This is a genomic window from Azonexus hydrophilus DSM 23864 (genome assembly GCF_000429605.1).
Taxonomy (GTDB): domain Bacteria; phylum Pseudomonadota; class Gammaproteobacteria; order Burkholderiales; family Rhodocyclaceae; genus Azonexus; species Azonexus hydrophilus.
In genome coordinates this window covers 389,770-406,682 of record NZ_AUCE01000012.1, presented here as the reverse complement: position 1 = coordinate 406,682, position 16,913 = coordinate 389,770, and the positions used below count along the sequence as shown (strand labels likewise).

General features: G+C 62.2%; 14 protein-coding genes. 11 read left to right on the top strand and 3 right to left on the bottom strand.

The features are described from left to right. Positions 1 to 2 precede the first annotated feature (2 nt). Positions 3 to 917: an NAD kinase gene (locus G471_RS0106090; RefSeq protein ID WP_081700124.1), complete on the bottom strand. Its 915-nt coding sequence runs from the start codon at positions 915 to 917 to the stop codon at positions 3 to 5. Between the two features lie 48 nt (positions 918 to 965). Between G471_RS0106090 and hrcA the strand changes: the two genes are divergently transcribed. From hrcA to G471_RS0106070, 4 genes are read left to right on the top strand one after another with little or no spacing between them, the layout of a single operon-like run. Next, a complete protein-coding gene (gene hrcA, locus G471_RS0106085; protein ID WP_028994564.1) occupies positions 966 to 1,994 on the top strand; it encodes a heat-inducible transcriptional repressor HrcA in 1,029 nt (342 codons plus the stop codon). Continuing rightward, positions 1,994 to 3,097: a ferrochelatase gene (hemH, locus tag G471_RS0106080; protein WP_028994563.1), complete on the top strand. Its 1,104-nt coding sequence runs from the start codon at positions 1,994 to 1,996 to the stop codon at positions 3,095 to 3,097. The genes hrcA and hemH overlap by 1 nt, the downstream gene beginning before the upstream one ends. A gap of 55 nt (positions 3,098 to 3,152) precedes the next feature. Beyond that, positions 3,153 to 4,208 carry a hypothetical protein gene (locus tag G471_RS0106075; RefSeq protein WP_028994562.1) on the top strand — a complete coding sequence of 352 codons (1,056 nt, stop codon included), beginning with the start codon at positions 3,153 to 3,155 and terminating at the stop codon, positions 4,206 to 4,208. Between the two features lie 39 nt (positions 4,209 to 4,247). Further along, positions 4,248 to 5,867 carry a methyl-accepting chemotaxis protein gene (locus tag G471_RS0106070; RefSeq protein ID WP_028994561.1) on the top strand — a complete coding sequence of 540 codons (1,620 nt, stop codon included), beginning with the start codon at positions 4,248 to 4,250 and terminating at the stop codon, positions 5,865 to 5,867. Positions 5,868 to 5,908: 41 nt separating this feature from the next. On the opposite strand, the gene G471_RS0106065 is transcribed toward G471_RS0106070, so the two are convergent. Next, positions 5,909 to 7,258, bottom strand: a complete 1,350-nt coding sequence (locus G471_RS0106065) for a protein kinase domain-containing protein (protein ID WP_043420941.1) — start codon at positions 7,256 to 7,258, stop codon at positions 5,909 to 5,911. 152 nt (positions 7,259 to 7,410) lie between these two features. Here G471_RS0106065 and grpE point away from each other — a divergent pair, with 152 nt between their 5' ends. The 4 genes from grpE (at position 7,411) to G471_RS0106045 (ending at position 12,437) form a co-directional block, all read left to right on the top strand. Continuing rightward, positions 7,411 to 7,953 carry a nucleotide exchange factor GrpE gene (grpE, locus tag G471_RS0106060; RefSeq protein WP_028994559.1) on the top strand — a complete coding sequence of 181 codons (543 nt, stop codon included), beginning with the start codon at positions 7,411 to 7,413 and terminating at the stop codon, positions 7,951 to 7,953. Positions 7,954 to 8,022: 69 nt separating this feature from the next. After that, positions 8,023 to 9,960: a molecular chaperone DnaK gene (dnaK, locus tag G471_RS0106055; protein WP_028994558.1), complete on the top strand. Its 1,938-nt coding sequence runs from the start codon at positions 8,023 to 8,025 to the stop codon at positions 9,958 to 9,960. Between the two features lie 97 nt (positions 9,961 to 10,057). Continuing rightward, on the top strand, positions 10,058 to 11,191 hold the full coding sequence (gene dnaJ / locus G471_RS0106050) for a molecular chaperone DnaJ (protein ID WP_028994557.1): 1,134 nt from the start codon (positions 10,058 to 10,060) through the stop codon (positions 11,189 to 11,191). Between the two features lie 103 nt (positions 11,192 to 11,294). Beyond that, positions 11,295 to 12,437, top strand: a complete 1,143-nt coding sequence (locus G471_RS0106045) for an ABC transporter substrate-binding protein (protein WP_028994556.1) — start codon at positions 11,295 to 11,297, stop codon at positions 12,435 to 12,437. A gap of 65 nt (positions 12,438 to 12,502) precedes the next feature. On the opposite strand, the gene cysS is transcribed toward G471_RS0106045, so the two are convergent. Beyond that, positions 12,503 to 13,873: a cysteine--tRNA ligase gene (cysS, locus tag G471_RS0106040; RefSeq protein ID WP_028994555.1), complete on the bottom strand. Its 1,371-nt coding sequence runs from the start codon at positions 13,871 to 13,873 to the stop codon at positions 12,503 to 12,505. 104 nt (positions 13,874 to 13,977) lie between these two features. Here cysS and G471_RS0106035 point away from each other — a divergent pair, with 104 nt between their 5' ends. From G471_RS0106035 to G471_RS0106025, 3 genes are read left to right on the top strand one after another with little or no spacing between them, the layout of a single operon-like run. After that, entirely contained in the window at positions 13,978 to 15,042 is a 1,065-nt protein-coding gene (locus G471_RS0106035; protein ID WP_028994554.1) for a nuclear transport factor 2 family protein, read from the top strand. After that, on the top strand, positions 15,042 to 16,343 hold the full coding sequence (locus G471_RS0106030) for a L,D-transpeptidase family protein (RefSeq protein WP_028994553.1): 1,302 nt from the start codon (positions 15,042 to 15,044) through the stop codon (positions 16,341 to 16,343). The genes G471_RS0106035 and G471_RS0106030 overlap by 1 nt, the downstream gene beginning before the upstream one ends. A 2-nt stretch (positions 16,344 to 16,345) precedes the next feature. Then, positions 16,346 to 16,906, top strand: a complete 561-nt coding sequence (locus G471_RS0106025; RefSeq protein ID WP_028994552.1) for a peptidylprolyl isomerase — start codon at positions 16,346 to 16,348, stop codon at positions 16,904 to 16,906. Positions 16,907 to 16,913: the final 7 nt, after the last annotated feature.

The window sequence follows — 16,913 nt, the reverse complement described above, 5'->3', positions numbered from 1 at the left end:
GCTTATCCCTTGGGCCGCTCGCTCCACTGCAGCTTCTGCCGCAGCATGGCGAAGTAGCTGTAACCCGGTGGATGCAGGAAACAGATGGTGTGTTCGGAACGGCGCAGACGGACGCTGTCGCCGGTCTGCAGGTCGAGCGTCAGCTGACCGTCGAAGTGCACCCGCGGGTCGTCGGCGTGAGTGACGCGCAGTTCGATGTCGGCGTTGTCATTGACGATCACCGGGCGGTTGGTCAGCGCGTGCGGGCACAGCGGCACCAGCGCGATGCCGGTCAGCGTCGGATGCAGGATGGGGCCGCCGGCCGACAGCGAATAGGCGGTCGAACCGGTCGGCGTCGACACGATCAGGCCGTCGGAGCGCAGGTTGTAGATGAACTCGCCGTCGATGAACAGTTCGAATTCGATCATGCGGCCGATCGCGCCCTTGTCGATGACGACATCGTTGAGCGCCATGTTGGTCGCCAGCTCCTTGCCGTCGCGGATCACCTCGGCCGCCAGCAGCATGCGGTTCTCGCGCAGGAAACGGCCGTCGAGCAGGTCGTCCATGCAACTGAGCATGTCCTGGCGGGCGATGTCGGTCATGAAACCGAGCCGGCCCTGGTTGACGCCGACCAGCGGCACGCAGTAGCGGGCCAGTCGGCGCGCCGCGTTGAGCATGGTACCGTCGCCGCCCAGGACGATGGCAACGTCGGCGTGGGCGCCGATGTCGTTGAAGCCGCAGGTGACCCAGCGCGACAGATCGACCAGCTTGCCGATGTGTTCGGCGGTCTCACGCTCGACGAAGACCGAGACGCCGCGCTCGTGCAGGTACTCAGCCAGGCGTCGCAGCGATTCGGCGATTTCCGGGCTGTGGTACTTGCCGACGAGGGCGATGGTTCGGGGTTGGCGCAGGCGGTTCATGGGTGCGAATTCTTGCATAAAAAACGGCTTGCCGTGCCGCCGCCGCTTTTGGGTAGAATCCACGCCATGCTTGATGATCGCTCGCGCACCCTGCTCAAGGCCCTGGTCGAACACTATATTGCCGACGGGCAACCGGTCGGCTCGCGCGCCTTGTCGAAATTTTCCGGCCTCGACCTGTCGCCGGCGACGATCCGCAACGTCATGGCCGACCTCGAGGAAGCCGGCTTCGTCGCCAGCCCCCACACCTCGGCCGGACGGGTGCCGACGGCGCGCGGCTACCGCTTGTTCGTCGACAGCCTGCTCACCATGCAACCGCTGGAGGCCCGCCAACGCGGCGAAATTCAGGAAGCACTGCATGGCCTGCCGTCAAACCAGGTCATTGCCAACGCCTCGCAACTGCTGTCCAGCCTGACCCATTTCGCCGGCGTCGTCATCGCGCCGCGCCGCGCCGCCAACCGCATCCGCCAGATCGAATTCCTCAGCCTGTCGGAAAAACGCATCCTGCTGATCATCGTCACCACCGACGGCGACGTACAGAACCGCATTCTGAGCAGCGACAAGGCCTACACGCCGTCTGAGCTAGTCACCGCCGCCAACTACCTTAACCAGAATTTCGCCGGCCTCGATTTCGAGCAGATCCGCCAGCGCCTGGCCGGCGAAATCCAGCAATTGCGCGAGGACATCAAGCCGCTGATGACGCTGGCGCTGGAAGCAGGCGACGCCGCGCTGTCGGAAAACGCTCAACCCTATGTCATTTCCGGCGAAAAGAACCTGCTCGATGTCGAGGAGTTGTCGTCGAACATGAAGCGCCTGCGCGAACTGTTCGAACTTTTCGAGCAGCGCTCCAGTCTGATGCGGCTACTCGATATTTCCAACCGCGCCGAAGGCGTCAAGATCTTCATTGGCGGCGAATCCGGCATCGCCACCCTTGACGAGTGCAGTGTCATCGCTGCCCCTTACAGCGTCGACGGCCAGATCGTCGGCTCGGTCGGCGTCATCGGACCGACCCGGATGGCCTACGAAAGGGTCATTCCCATCGTCGACATCACCGCCCGACTGCTGTCTTCAGCCCTCTCCTACAAAAACGACAACTGATGCCCCGCTTCCAGCCCGAACCGCCCTACCGCCACGGCACACCTGCCGGCACCGCGATCATCCTGGCCAACCTCGGCACGCCCGAGGCGCCGACCGCGCCCGCCTTGCGCCGTTACCTCAAGCAGTTTCTCTCTGATCCGCGCGTCGTCGAAATCCCCAAGGCGCTGTGGTGGCTGATTCTGAACGGCATCATCCTAAATATCCGGCCAAAGAAATCCGCCGCCAAGTACGCCACCGTGTGGACCGACGAAGGTTCGCCGCTGCGCGTGCACACCGAGCGCCAGGCCAAGCTGCTCAAGGGACTGCTCGGCGAGCGCGGCCACCGGGTCGACGTCGCCTGGGCAATGCGTTACGGCCAGCCCTCGGTCGGCGCCGTACTCGATCGCCTGAAAGCCGCCGGCTACCGGCGCATCCTGATCGTGCCGATGTACCCGCAGTACGCCGCCAGCACCACCGCCACCGTCGTCGACGAAGCCGCCCGCTGGCTGCTGCAGACGCGCAACCAGCCGGAGATGCGTTTCCTGCGCAACTACCACGACGACGCCGGCTATCTGGCGGCGCTCGAAGCCAGCGTTCGTCGCCACTGGCAGCAAGTCGGCCCGCTGGCCGACGGCGACCGGCTGCTCATGAGCTTCCACGGTCTGCCCAAACGCAGCCTCGACCTTGGCGACCCTTACTTCTGTGAATGCCACAAGACCGGCCGCCTGCTCGCCGAACGCCTCGGCCTGCGCGACGATCAGTACCAGATCTGCTTCCAGTCCCGCTTCGGCAAGGCCGAATGGCTGCAGCCCTACACCGCGCCGACCCTGCATGCCTGGGGCCAGGCCGGCGTGCGCCGGGTTGACGTGATCTGCCCGGGCTTCTCCGCTGACTGTCTGGAAACGCTCGAAGAAATCGCCCAGGAAGGCCGCGAAGACTTCCTTGCCGCCGGCGGCAAGGCATATCACTACATCCCGGCGCTCAACGAGGAACCAGACTGGATCGCCGCCCTCGCCGATCTCGCCGAACGCCATCTGGCTGGCTGGGAGACCCGGGCAGCGGATGACCCGCAAGCGCTCGCCAAGAGTCTGAGCGAAGCCAGAAAATACGGAGCAGCATCTTAATTTTCCGGCGCGCCTGCCGTTAACAATGTGTCAGACACATTGCCGGGAGGCCACCATGAAAATCGCCAGCGCCGAACTGCAGTTGGCCTCATCGCACAGCAGCATGCAGCGTCACGAGGTCAGTGAATCGCTGCGCGCCTGGGTTGGGCCCCAGCGCCCAGATTTCGAAGGCCGGGGCACGAACAATCCGACGCCGGCCCGCCCGCAAGTGGTCATCTCCGAGGCCGGCAAGGCCGCAGCGGCGAGCAGCATCGACCAGGACATCGAAGACCGCATCGACGAAGATCCGCGCATGCTGCTGATGCGCCTGATGCTCGAAGCACTGACCGGCAAGTCGACCCGCATCTTCGATGCGCGCGAACTCGCGGACCGCTCCCGTCCGGTCGATGTCCCAGCCTCGCCGGGCAACGCCGGTGGTCAGAATACGAACGCCCCGGCCGGTTTCGGCATCGAATACGACTATCACGAATCCTATACCGAACTTGAAGCCACCAGCTTTACCGCCAGCGGCACCGTCAAGACCGCCGACGGTAAGGAAATCCGCTTCGACGTCACCCTGATGATGTCGCGCGCCTATCACGAGGAAAGTTCGATCAGCCTGCGCCTGGGCGATGCGGCGCGCAAGGTCGATCCCCTGGTTCTCAACTTCTCGGGCAACGCCGCCAGCCTGCTGGATCAACGCTTCTCCTTCGACCTCGACAGCGATGGCAAGGAAGAGCAGATTTCCCGCCTGGCCAGTGGCAGCGTCTACCTGGTCTTCGATCGCAATGGCGACGGCAAGATCAACAACGGCAGTGAAATGTTCGGCCCGAATTCCGGTGACGGCTTTGCCGAACTGGCACAGCTCGACGACGACGGCAACGGCTGGATCGACGAGAACGACGAGGCCTGGCAGAAGCTGAGTCTGTGGCAGCCCGATGAAAATGGTTCAGGCGAGCTGAAATCCTTGAGCGAAAGCGGCGTTGGCGCGATCGCGCTGGCGCGCGTGGCGACGCCATTTGACCTCAAAGGAAACACGAATACGCTTTTTGGACAAATTCGCACTTCAGGAATTTTTTTGCATGAGAATGGCGCTGCTGGCACAATCCAACAAATAGACTTGGCCGTCTGAGACAAACTGACCAAGTCGTCACAACAAGGGTTGATAAAAATGCCGCGCTTTGCCGACTTGAAAATATGGGTTCGCCTGACTGCTGCCATCTGGGTTGTTCTTGCATTGATCTGGGCCGGAGCCATCGTCTGGATGACCAACGTCAATCGCGAAACCGCGATCAACCAGGCCAAGGACTTCTCGCAGAGCATTCACGAAATGACCATGGCCGGCCTGACCGGCATGATGATCACCGGCACCGTCGATCAGCGTGAGGTCTTCCTTGACCAGATCAAGCAGCTGTCGATCATCAAGGATCTGCACGTCGCCCGTGGCGAAGCCGTGATCAAGCTGTACGGCCCTGACACCAAGAGCAATCGCGAACTCGACGCGCAGGAGCAGAAGGTGATGCGCGAAGGCAAGCCTTACATCGCCGTCGAACACGAAGCCGGCAGTTCCTTCCTGCGCGTGATCAACCCGACCAATGCCTCGTCCAACTACCTCGGCAAGGACTGCATCGTTTGCCACCAGGCCCCGGAAGGCACCGTGCTCGGTCTGGTCAGCATGAAGGTCTCGCTCGACTCGGTCGAGGCCGAAGTCGCCAGCTTCCGCCTGAAGATTGCCGGCGCCGCGCTCGGCGCCCTGGGCGCACTGCTGCTGATCATCTACTTCCTGACCCACCATTTCGTCACCGTACCGCTCGACCACCTGCGTAGTGGTCTGCGCGACATCGCCCGCGGCGAAGGCGACCTGACCCGTCGCCTGCCGGTCAAGGGACGGGATGAGGTCGGTCAGTCGGCCCAGGTATTCAACGAAATGATGGGTAACTTCCAGCAACTGGTCAGCCAGGTCCGCGATGCTGCGACTCAGGTTTCGGCCCGGGTTGCCGCGCTGTCCGACAGCGCCGACCGGGTTTCCCAGAGTTCGCACCAGCAGAACGAAAAATCCAACGACGCCGCTACCGCCGTCGAACAACTGGTCTCCAGCATCTCGTCGATCGCCCAGAGCGCCGAGCATGTCCAGCACCAGTCGCAGGAAAGCCTGGCCCGCGCCAACGAAGGCAGCCGCAACTTGCAGACCCTGCTCGGCGAAATGAACGTTGTCGAAGGCGCGGTCAAGGAAATGGCCGACTCGGTGAACAACTTCGTGCGCAACACCGAATCGATCACCATGATGACCCGCGAGGTCAAGGACATTGCCGAGCAGACCAACCTGCTGGCGCTCAACGCCGCCATCGAGGCGGCCCGCGCCGGCGAACAGGGCCGCGGCTTCGCCGTGGTTGCCGACGAAGTCCGCAAGCTGGCCGAAAAGTCCTCACGCTCGGCCAGCGAGATCGACACCATCACCGCCAGCCTGAGCGCCCAGTCGGTTGCCGTCCGCCGTAGCATCGAGGCCGGCATCCACCACCTGGAAAGCAGCCAGGCCGCCGTCGCTTCGGTCTCCAGCGTCCTGCAGGCGACCAACGGCTCAGTCAGCGAAGTCGGCCAAGGCCTCGACGCCATCGCTGCCGCCACCGAGCAGCAACGGCGCTTCTCCGGCGATGTCGAAACCAGCATCGAAGCCATTGCCGGCATGGCGCGCAGCAATACCGGCGCCGTCGAGCAAACGGCCGGTGCGGCACACGACCTCAAGCGTCTGGCCGATGGCCTGGCCAATCTGGTTGGCCGTTTCAAGGTCTGACGGTCAGGGCCCCGGCAGCGCCTTCGGCCTGCCGGACTGGATCAGTCGGGCGCCAGTTCGAGGTTGAAACCGCTTCCGTACTGAGAGCTTTTCTCCGGCTCAAGCGCCGCCTGCCCAAGACTGGCGGCAATCTTGTTCACCTCGCGCATGCGCTGGATCATCTTCGCCAGCAAGACGTTACGCATGCGCTCGACCAGCTCCTCCGACGACAGGGCCAGCGCGGCCGCATTGATTTCGAGGAACAGCGTCGGCTCGAGCGAAACCACGGTGGCGTGGCGCAGATCGCTCGACGGATGCAGGAAAGCCACCTCACCGACCGGTTCGCCGGCTGACAGCCGGCACAGGGCCTTGCCGGCGATCGAGATTTCGACGCAACCGGAAATGATGATCCCGAACAGTTTGTTGTTGCTGCCCTCGCGGATCAGCGCAACGTTCGGTGCAATTTCCCGCCACACGGAAACCCGCAACACTTCCCACAGTTCGATGTTCTCGAACTCGGTGAAGAACTGCAGCCGCCGCAACTGCTCGAAGCGACGGTTGTCCTGCTCGGTCTGGTCCTCTTCGAGCATCTGGTAACGAACGGCGGAAAGATCCTTGGCCATTTCCGCTCCGTTCCGGTAGCGGCTGTAGAGATCCTTCTCCAGCGCCTTGCGCAGGACGGCATTGAGGCCTTCGGGCAGGTTCGGATTGAGCGAGGTGACCGCCGGGGCGTCGGTATTGACGATCTTGTACACCAGCGTCGCCTGGTTGTTCGCCCGGAACGGCAAGCGCCCGGTGAGCAACTGGAACAGCACCACGCCCAGCGAGTAGAGATCGGTCTTCTGATTGAGCGGATAGGCCTTGATCTGCTCGGGCGACATGTAGGCAGGCGAGCCGACCCCCATGATGAAGGTCGAGTCGCGGTCCATGTCCTTGTTCATGTTCAGGGCCAGGCCGAAATCGGCGATCTTGGCTTCGTCGTTGGCCGCAACCATGATATTGGCCGGTTTGATGTCGCGATGGATGATGCCCTGCCGATAGGCAGCATCGAGCGCCATGCAGCACTTGAAGATGATGCCGATGACCCGGTGCATGGGCAGCAGCTTGTCGATACGGCAATGCTGCTCCAGACTGAAGCCGTCGACGTATTCCATCGCCAGATAGGCAAAATCGTCCTCGACCACGGCATCGTAGACGCGCACGATGTTCGGATGATCGAGCCGCTTCGAGACCATGCCTTCATTCTGGAACAGCTTGCGCATGCGCCGCGACATGGCGGCACAATCCTGGCCGAAGCGGATGACCTTGACGGCCACCTGACGGTCTTCATCCGGGTCGTCGCACAGGTAGACCGTGGCGGTCGCGCCCTTGCCCAACTCTCGAATTACGCGGTATTTGCCTATTGTTTCCATGGCCGACAATCTGAGGATGCCCTGCTGCCTGGATGCTAGCACGGGCGCAGCAGCAGCACTGTAAACAAGTGTGATCAAAAAGTTCCCGAAAGACTCTTGAAAACCAGCGAAGGGCCCCCAACTGTTTCGACAGTCTTTTTGGAGAAACGTGCATGTCCAATCCGGAAACCCCGCAGGAAAACCAGCCTGACATCGAAGTCAATGACGCAGCACCGCAGGAATCGCATACCGACACCCTGCCCAGCATCGAAGAGCAGATCCGCAACCTCGAACTCAAGGTCGCCGAGACCCACGATGCCTGGCTGCGCGCCAAGGCCGAAGGCGAGAACATCCGCCGCCGTGCCCAGGAAGACATCAGCAAGGCGCACAAATTTGCCGTCGAGAAGTTCGCCGGCGAACTGCTGGCCGTCAAGGACAGCCTGGAAGCCGCACTGGCGGTTCCGGAACAGACCGTCGACAGCTTCCAGTCCGGCGTCGAACTGACGCTCAAGCAACTGGTTGCCGCCTTTGAAAAGAACGCGCTGATCGAGGTCAATCCGGCTGGCGAGAAGTTCGATCCGCACAAGCACCAGGCGATCGGCATGGTCGATTCCGACCAGGAAGCCAACACCGTCGTCACCGTCCTGCAAAAGGGCTACCTGATCGCCGACCGCGTGCTGCGTCCGGCGCTGGTCATGGTCGCCAAGGGCAAATAATCCACTTGAAATCCGGGGCGACGCCCCCACTTCACGAACATCGGTAATTCACTTTCAGGAAAGAACATCATGGGCAAGATCATCGGTATTGACCTCGGCACCACCAACAGCTGCGTCGCCATCATGGAAGGCGGCACCCCCAAGGTCATCGAAAACGCAGAAGGTGCGCGCACCACGCCGTCGGTCATCGGTTACACCGAAGACGGCGAGATCCTGGTTGGCGCCCCGGCCAAGCGCCAGGCCGTGACCAACCCGAAGAACACGCTGTACGCGGTCAAGCGCCTGATCGGCCGCCGCTTCGAAGAAAAGGAAGTGCAGAAGGACATCGCCCTGATGCCGTTCAAGATCACCAAGGCTGACAACGGCGACGCCTGGGTCGAAGCCCGCGACAAGAAGATCGCACCGCCGCAGGTTTCCGCCGAAGTACTGCGCAAGATGAAGAAGACCGCCGAAGACTACCTCGGCGAGGAAGTCACCGAAGCCGTCATCACCGTGCCGGCCTACTTCAACGACAGTCAGCGCCAGGCCACCAAGGACGCCGGCCGCATCGCCGGTCTGGAAGTCAAGCGCATCATCAACGAACCGACCGCTGCGGCACTGGCCTTCGGCATGGACAAGGTGTCCGGCAAGGACAAGAAGATCGCTGTCTATGACCTCGGCGGCGGTACGTTTGACATCTCGATCATCGAAATCGCCGACGTCGATGGCGAAAAGCAATTTGAAGTGCTGGCCACCAACGGCGACACCTTCCTCGGCGGCGAAGACTTCGACCAACGCCTGATCGACTACATCATCGATGAATTCAAGAAGGAATCCGGCACCGACCTGAAGAAGGACGTGCTCGCCCTGCAACGCCTCAAGGAAGCCGCCGAAAAGGCCAAGATCGAGCTGTCCTCGAGCCAGCAGACCGAAGTCAACCTGCCCTACATCACCGCCGACGCCTCCGGCCCGAAGCACCTGGCACTGAAGATCACGCGCGCCAAGTTCGAGTCGCTGGTCGACGAACTGATCGAGCGCACCGTCGCCCCGTGCATCACCGCACTCAAGGACGCCGGCTGCAAGATTGGCGACATCGACGACGTGATCCTGGTCGGCGGCCAGTCGCGCATGCCGAAGGTGCAGGAGAAGGTCAAGGAAGTGTTCGGCAAGGAGCCGCGCAAGGACGTCAACCCGGATGAAGCCGTCGCCGTCGGCGCCGCCATCCAGGGCGGCGTGCTGCAAGGCGAAGTCAAGGATGTGCTGCTGCTCGACGTCACCCCGCTGTCGCTCGGTATCGAAACCCTGGGCGGCATCATGACCAAGCTGATCCAGAAGAACACGACGATCCCGACCAAGGCTAGCCAAGTCTTCTCGACCGCCGATGACAACCAGGGCGCGGTGACCATCCACGTCCTCCAGGGCGAACGTGAAGTCGCTTCCGGCAACAAGAGCCTCGGCCAGTTCAACCTGGAAGGCATCCCGCCGGCCCCGCGCGGCACGCCGCAGATCGAGGTCATCTTCGACATCGACGCCAACGGCATCATGCACGTTACCGCCAAGGACAAGGCCACCGGCAAGGAAAACAAGATCACCATCAAGGCCAACTCCGGCCTCAGCGAAGAAGAAATTCAACGCATGGTCAAGGATGCCGAACTGCACGCCGAAGAGGACAAGAAGGCGCACGAACTGGCCGATGCCCGCAACCAGGCCGACGGCATGGTGCACATGGTCAAGAAGTCGCTGACCGAATACGGTGACAAGCTCGACGCCGCCGAGAAGGAAGCCATCGAAGCCGCGATCAAGGACGTCGAGGACGTGCTGCGCGACGGCGACAAGGACGTCATCACCGCCAAGACCGAAGCCCTGTCGGCCGCGGCCCAGAAGCTGGGTGAAAAGATGTACGCCCAGCAGCAAGCCGAAGGCGCCGCCGCCGGCGCTGCCGGTGGCGAACAGCCGAAGGAAAAGACCGTCGAAGGCGATGTCGTCGATGCCGAATTCACGGAAGTGAACAAGGACAAGAAGGCTTAAAACGGACGCCTGCGCGCCGTTTTAAGTGGCCGGATCGAAGCGGACGCCCCGGCGCCGCTTGATCCGGCCTTTGTGCAGTAACTGACGGGAACCAGTCATGTCTAAACGCGATTTTTACGAAATCCTCGGCGTCAACCGCGACGCTGCGGACGACGAAATCAAGAAGGCCTACCGCAAGCTGGCCATGAAGTACCACCCCGACCGCAACCCGGACAATCCGTCGGCCGAGGAAAAATTCAAGGAAGCCAAGGAAGCCTACGAAATCCTGTCGGACGCCCAGAAGCGCGCCGCCTACGATCAGTACGGCCATGCCGGCGTTGATCCCCAGGCAGGCATGGGTGGTTTCGGCGGCGGCGGTGGCGGCGGTTTCTCCGACGCCTTCGGCGGCATCTTCGACGAAATTTTCGGCAATCGTGGCGGCGGTGGCGGCGGCCGTTCGAATATCTATCGCGGCGCCGACCTGCGTTACAACCTGGAAATCACCCTCGAACAGGCCGCTCACGGTACCGAGACCAAGATCCGCATCCCGACCATGGAGGAATGCGAACCCTGTCACGGCACCGGCGCCAAGGCCGGCACCCAGCCGAAGACCTGCCCGACCTGTGGCGGCTCCGGTCAGGTGCGCCTGCAACAGGGCTTCTTCTCGATCCAGCAGACCTGCCACAAGTGCCACGGTACCGGTCGCTTCATCGCAGATCCCTGCAAGAGCTGTGGCGGCGCCGGTCGCATCAAGCAGCACAAGACACTGGCAGTGAAAATTCCGGCCGGCGTAGACGAGGGCGATCGTATCCGGCTCGCCGGCGAAGGTGAGCACGGCGTCAATGGCGGCCCGCCGGGCGACCTCTACGTACAGATCCACCTCAAGCAGCACCCGGTGTTTCAACGCGACCACAACGACCTGCATTGCGAGATGCCGATCTCCTTCACCACCGCTGCGCTCGGTGGCGAAATCGAAATTCCGACACTGGACGGCGCCGCAGCCATCAAGATTCCGCCAGAAACCCAGTCCGGGCGGGTCTTCCGTCTGCGCGGCAAGGGCATCAAGGGCGTGCGCAGCCATACGCATGGCGACCTGATGTGCCATGTCGTCGTCGAAACGCCGGTCAACCTGACCGACCGCCAGAAGGAATTGCTGCGCGAACTGGAAGAGTCGAGCAAGGACACCGACCACAAGCACAATCCCAGGGCCAAGTCGTGGATGGCCAAGGTGCGTGAGTTCTTCGGTGAATAAGTAGTCCGGCAGGACAGTCGCGGCACATTGTGTCGCCGCGACTGTCCTGCTTTGCCTTTCCACTGCTAGAATCACAGCAGGTTTCAGGGAGAGGGACGACAGCATGAAAGTTTTCAAGAAATTTGCCGCGGCCTGTGCCATGGCGCTTTCCACGGTTTGCTGGGCAGACCCCGGCCTGACCGACACCAGCATCACCATCGGCATGTCCGCCCCCTTCTCCGGGCCCAACGGCGCCTACGGCGAGGACATGCGGCAGACCATCCAGTCCTATTTCGAGCAACTGAACAAATCCGGCGGCATCAATGGCCGCAAGCTGCAACTGGTGGCGCTCGACGATGGCTACGAAACGGAACGGACGGTTGCCAACACGCGCAGCCTGATCAACGAAAAGAACGCCTTCGCCCTGCTCTCCTTCTATGGATCGAGCCCGACCACCGAGGCCATGAATTCGGTCTTCGGGCCGGCCAAGGTGCCGCTGGTCGGTACCATTTCCGGCGCAGAGACACTGCGCCAGCCGATCTCGGCCAATCCGAATTCGCGCTACATGTTCCACGTCCGCGCCAGCTATGCGGATGAAACCGAAGCCATCGTCAATCAGATGGTTTCGATCGGCCTGCGCAGCATCGCCGTCTTCTACCAGAACGACGGCTTCGGCAAGGCCGGCCTCGACGGTGTCACTGCCGCGCTGAAAAAGCACAACCTGACGCCCTCGGCGATTGGCACGGTCGAGCGCAATTCGCTCAACGTCAACGCCGCTGTCCAGTCGATTGCCAAGGGCAATCCGCAGGCAGTCGTCATGGTCACGCTGTACAAACCAACTGCAGCTTTTGTCCGGGCCATGAAGCGCGCCGGACAGAATCCAATGTTCATGACCCTGTCGCCGGTCGGCACCGAACAACTGGTCCAGGAACTGGGACCGGAAGCCCGCGGCATCGGCATTTCCCAGGTCGTTCCCTACCCCTGGAACGACATCGTGCCGGTCGTCCGCGATTACCAGAAGCTCGGCGCAAAGAGCGGCAACTACTCCTACTACGGACTGGAAGCCTACCTGACCGCGCGCACCATGGTCGAAGGCCTGCGCCGCGCCGGCCGCGACCTGTCGCGCGAAAAACTGGTCACTGCCCTCGAGTCGATGAACGGCACCGATTTCGGCGGTTACCGCGTCAACTATTCGGGTACGGCGCGTCACGGCTCACGCTTTGTCGAACTGACCGTGATCGGCCCGGGCGGCAAAGTCCTGCGCTGAAACAGTCGCAATACCAATGAAAACGGCCCGCATCAGCGGGCCGTTTTCATTTCCGGGACGCTAGTTCAAGCCCGGCGCCAGGTGGTTCCCTGCGGACTGTCGTCGAGGACGATGCCGGCGGCCTTGAGTTCGTCGCGAACCCGGTCGGCAGTAGCGAAATCGCGGGCTTTCTTGGCTTCGGCACGCTGCACGATCAGCGCTTCGATCGCGGCTTCATCCAGGGCACCCGCAGCCGGACCGGCACGCAGGTAGACCAGCGGCTCGCGCTCCAGTAAACCGATGACGCCACCGAGCGCCTTGAGCAAGCCGGACAACTCGCCCGACTTCTGGCGATTGGCCTCGGCGGCCAGTTCGAACAGCACCGCAATCGCCCCGTGCGAATCGAAGTCCTCGTTCAGCGCAGCGGCGAAGCGAGCGGCATGCGCCTGCGCCCAATCGATCTCGACCGGCTTGGGCGGCACGTCACGCAACGTGAAGTAGAGGCTATCGAGCGAACGCTTGGCGTCGTCGAGATGGGCATCGGAGTAGTTCAGCGGACTGCGGTAGTGCGCACGCAGGATGAAGAAACGGACGACTTCAGCATCGTAATTCTCGAGCACGGTGCGGATGGTGAAGAAATTGCCCAGGGATTTGGACATCTTCTCGTTGTCGACCCGCACGAAACCGTTGTGCATCCAGTAATTGACGTAGCTGCAGCAGTTGGCGCCCTCGGACTGGGCAATTTCGTTCTCGTGGTGCGGGAATTGCAGGTCCTGGCCGCCGCCATGGATGTCGAAGTGTTTGCCGAGCAGCGACGAACTCATTGCCGAGCACTCGATGTGCCAACCCGGCCGTCCATCGCCCCAGGGCGATTCCCAGGCCGGCTCGCCCGGCTTGGCATGTTTCCAGAGCACGAAATCGAGCGGGTCCTGTTTGGCGTTATCGACCTCGACCCGTTCGCCGGCACGCAGATCGTCGAGCGACTTGCCCGAGAGCTTGCCGTAGCCGGGGAACTTGCGCACCGCGTAATTGACGTCGCCGTCGGCGGCCTGGTAGGCCAGTCCCTTGCTTTCCAGCGCGCGGATGATTTCCTGCATCTGCGGCACGAATTCGGTCGCCCGTGGTTCATGATCGGGGCGCAGCACGCCCAGGGCGTCGGCATCCTCATGCATGAAGGCAATGAAGCGATCCGTCAATTGCTGGATCGTTTCGCCGTTCTCCAGCGCCCGCTTGATGATCTTGTCGTCGATATCGGTGATGTTGCGGACATAGGTGACGTCGTAGCCCGAGGCTTTCAGCCAGCGATAAACCATGTCGAAAACCACCATCACCCGCGCGTGCCCCAGATGACAGTAGTCATAAACCGTCATCCCACAGACATACATGCGAACCTTGTTGGCTTCGATCGGTTCGAAAATCTGCTTCTCGCGCTTGAGTGAGTTGAATATCTTTAGCATGACGGAATGAAAAGAAGTGCAGGGATGCCTTTGCAAACCTATGGCATCTCGCGCTTCTTTGATAGAATTGGGCGATTGAAAACCTCGGAAATTATAGCACGGCGATGACCACCAAATCCTTGTTCCAGCCTCGCTTCCGGGCACTTCGCGCCCTGGCATTCGGTCTCTCCATCGGCTTTGCCGCCCCGGTTTTTGCCGACAATCTGCCTGATATCCAGCGCCTGATCCGCCAAGGCCAGCATGCCCAGGCACTGGAAAAGGTCGATCAATACCTGGCCAGCCGCCCCAAGGACGCCCAGGGACGTTTCCTCAAAGGCCTGATCCTGACCGAAATGAACCGCCCGGCCGACGCCATCGGCGTGTTCACCAAGCTGTCCGAAGACTATCCGGAGCTGCCGGAGCCCTACAACAATCTGGCCGTGCTCTACGCCCAGCAGAAGCAGTACGACAAGGCCCGCACGGCGCTGGAAATGGCGATCCGCACGCACCCGTCCTATGCCATCGCCTACGAAAACCTCGGCGATGTTTACGCCAAGCTGGCCAGCCAGGCCTACGACAAGGCCCTGCAACTCGACGGCGCCAATGCCACGACGCAGAACAAACTGGCCTTGATCCGCGACCTGATCAGCACCTCCGGCAAGGGCAATGTCCGTCCGCCGGCCCCCACCCCGGCACCGACGCCGGTGGCAGCCGCCATCGCCCCGCAGCCGAAGCCGGCTGCCCCCGCACCGACGGCGACCGTCGTCGCGACGACACCGGCCGCTTCCAGCCCGGCTCCGGTGGTTAGCGAACCGCGTCCGGCACCGGCCCAGCCGGCACCTGTTCAGGACAGCGCCCGCGACGATGTGGCCAAGGCCATTGCCGCCTGGGCCCGCGCCTGGTCGCGCAAGGACATGAAGGGCTATTTCGCGGCCTACACCAGCGATTTCACCTCGGGCAAGGGCGGTCGCAAAGCCTGGGAAGAGGAACGCCAGCAGCGCATCGGCGACCGCTCGGGCAACATCTCCGTCACCTACGACGAACCGCGCATCACCATCGACGGCGATCGCGCCACCGCACGTTTCCGCCAGCACTACAAGGCACCCGGCCTGAATAGCTCCAGCAACAAGACCCTGGTCTTTGTCCGTACCGGTGGCAAGTGGTTGATCAAGGAAGAAAACGCTCGCTGATGCAGAAGTTGAAGCTGGTCCTGCCCGCCCTTCTGGGGCTGGCAGTCGTTGTTGCGATGGTGTTTTTTTTCCAGGGCGAGGAAGAACCCGATACTGCTGCGGCCGCTCCCGCCAGCCAAACCGGCGAACTGCCGGTGTGGCCGGTGCGCGCCGACACGGGTTCAGAGCCCACCGGTCTGCCACCCACGCTTGGCGACGCCGGACCGGAGTCGCAGCTGGCCCGGATTTTTCGGGAAATCGAGGGACGCAATCTGGGCAACGCGCTGCAGTTGACCGAGTCCCTGCTCCAGCAATACCCCAACTATCGCCTGGCCCACCTGATCAAGGGTGACCTCCTGCTGGCCAGGGCGCGTCCGCTCCAGGGCTTCGGCGCGCTGAACGGACTCCCCGCCGAGCAGGTCAATGATTTGCGCGCAGAGGCCTTGAAGCGGCTGCAAGCCTACCGGGAGAAGCCGCCCGCCGACTACGTTCCGCGCTACCTGCTGCAGATGCGGCCGGATCAACGTTACGCGGTGGTCGTCGACACCGAGCGCTCGCGCCTCTACGTCTACGAAAACGACCTGAGCAGCGGTCGCCCGCGTTTCGTTGCCGATTACTACGTCACCCAGGGCAAGCTTGGCGCCGACAAGTTCGTCGAGGGCGACAAGAAAACGCCGATCGGGGTCTATCACGTCACCGCCGACCTGTCTCGGCAAAAGCTGCCCGACCTTTACGGCAACGGCGCCTTCCCGATCAATTACCCGAACGAATGGGACCGGCGCCAGGGTCGTGGCGGCAGCGGCATCTGGCTGCACGGCACCCCGTCCGACACCTTCGCCCGCCCCCCGCTCGCTTCCGATGGCTGCGTGGTGCTGACCAACCAGGACCTGGAAGCCATCCGCGAAAACCTGCAGGTCGGGCTGACACCGGTCATCATCAGCAACAGTGTCGACTGGCTGTCGCTCGACGACTGGGCGCGGGAACGCGACGAACTGAACCGCAGCATCGAGAACTGGCGCGCCGACTGGGAAAGCCGTGACATCAAGCGCTACCTGTCCCACTACTCCCGCGAGTTCAAGGCCGGCGGTCAGGATTATTCGCAATTTGCCGCACAGAAGCAGCAAGTCAACGCCGGCAAGGAATGGATCAAGCTCGAACTGAAAAACCTCTCTGTATTCCGCAACCCGGGCAAGGAAGAGGTCGTGGTCGTGACTTTCGACCAGGATTACCGCAGCAACAATCTCAACAACCGGATGAAAAAACGCCAGTACTGGCTGCGTGAAGGCGGCCAGTGGAAAATCATCTACGAAGGAGCCGCCTGAACATGAAGAGACTGATCGGCATCATCGCCGCACTGACGCTGTCCAGCGCATCCGCCTGGGCCGCCCCGACGCTGGAACTGCAAACCAGCATGGGCCGCATCGTCGTCGAACTGGACGCTGAAAAGGCCCCCAAGAGCAGCGCCAATTTCCTGCAATATGCGCGCGATGGCTTTTACAACGGCACCATCTTCCACCGCGTCATTCCCGGCTTCATGATCCAGGGCGGCGGCTTCGACGCCAGCATGAACAAGAAATCGACCCGCGAGCCTATCGAGAACGAGGCGAAGAACGGCCTGAAAAACCGTCGCGGCACCATCGCCATGGCCCGCACCATGGACCCGCATTCGGCGACCGCCCAATTCTTCATCAACCACAACGACAACCTCCCGCTCGATTACCCGAGCCGTGACGGCTGGGGCTACGCGGTTTTCGGCAAGGTCACCGAGGGCATGGACGTAGTCGACAAGATTGCCAAGGTGCCGACCGCCAATGTCGGCATGCACGGCGATGTGCCGCGCACGCCAGTCGTTATCCAAAACGTCAAAATCATTTCCGAAAAATAAGGACTCC

Excerpts from the sequence above, each read along its gene's own strand:
- G471_RS0106045 (WP_028994556.1), top strand. The coding sequence starts at position 11,295 with ATGAAAGTTTTCAAGAAATTTGCCGCGGCCTGTGCCATGGCGCTTTCC.
- hemH (WP_028994563.1), top strand. The coding sequence starts at position 1,994 with ATGCCCCGCTTCCAGCCCGAACCGCCCTACCGCCACGGCACACCTGCC.
- G471_RS0106030 (WP_028994553.1), top strand. The coding sequence starts at position 15,042 with ATGCAGAAGTTGAAGCTGGTCCTGCCCGCCCTTCTGGGGCTGGCAGTC.
- dnaJ (WP_028994557.1), top strand. The coding sequence starts at position 10,058 with ATGTCTAAACGCGATTTTTACGAAATCCTCGGCGTCAACCGCGACGCT.
- G471_RS0106035 (WP_028994554.1), top strand. The coding sequence starts at position 13,978 with ATGACCACCAAATCCTTGTTCCAGCCTCGCTTCCGGGCACTTCGCGCC.
- grpE (WP_028994559.1), top strand. The coding sequence starts at position 7,411 with ATGTCCAATCCGGAAACCCCGCAGGAAAACCAGCCTGACATCGAAGTC.
- G471_RS0106025 (WP_028994552.1), top strand. The coding sequence starts at position 16,346 with ATGAAGAGACTGATCGGCATCATCGCCGCACTGACGCTGTCCAGCGCA.
- dnaK (WP_028994558.1), top strand. The coding sequence starts at position 8,023 with ATGGGCAAGATCATCGGTATTGACCTCGGCACCACCAACAGCTGCGTC.
- G471_RS0106075 (WP_028994562.1), top strand. The coding sequence starts at position 3,153 with ATGAAAATCGCCAGCGCCGAACTGCAGTTGGCCTCATCGCACAGCAGC.
- G471_RS0106070 (WP_028994561.1), top strand. The coding sequence starts at position 4,248 with ATGCCGCGCTTTGCCGACTTGAAAATATGGGTTCGCCTGACTGCTGCC.
- G471_RS0106090 (WP_081700124.1), bottom strand. The coding sequence starts at position 917 with ATGCAAGAATTCGCACCCATGAACCGCCTGCGCCAACCCCGAACCATC.
- G471_RS0106065 (WP_043420941.1), bottom strand. The coding sequence starts at position 7,258 with ATGGAAACAATAGGCAAATACCGCGTAATTCGAGAGTTGGGCAAGGGC.
- hrcA (WP_028994564.1), top strand. The coding sequence starts at position 966 with ATGCTTGATGATCGCTCGCGCACCCTGCTCAAGGCCCTGGTCGAACAC.
- cysS (WP_028994555.1), bottom strand. The coding sequence starts at position 13,873 with ATGCTAAAGATATTCAACTCACTCAAGCGCGAGAAGCAGATTTTCGAA.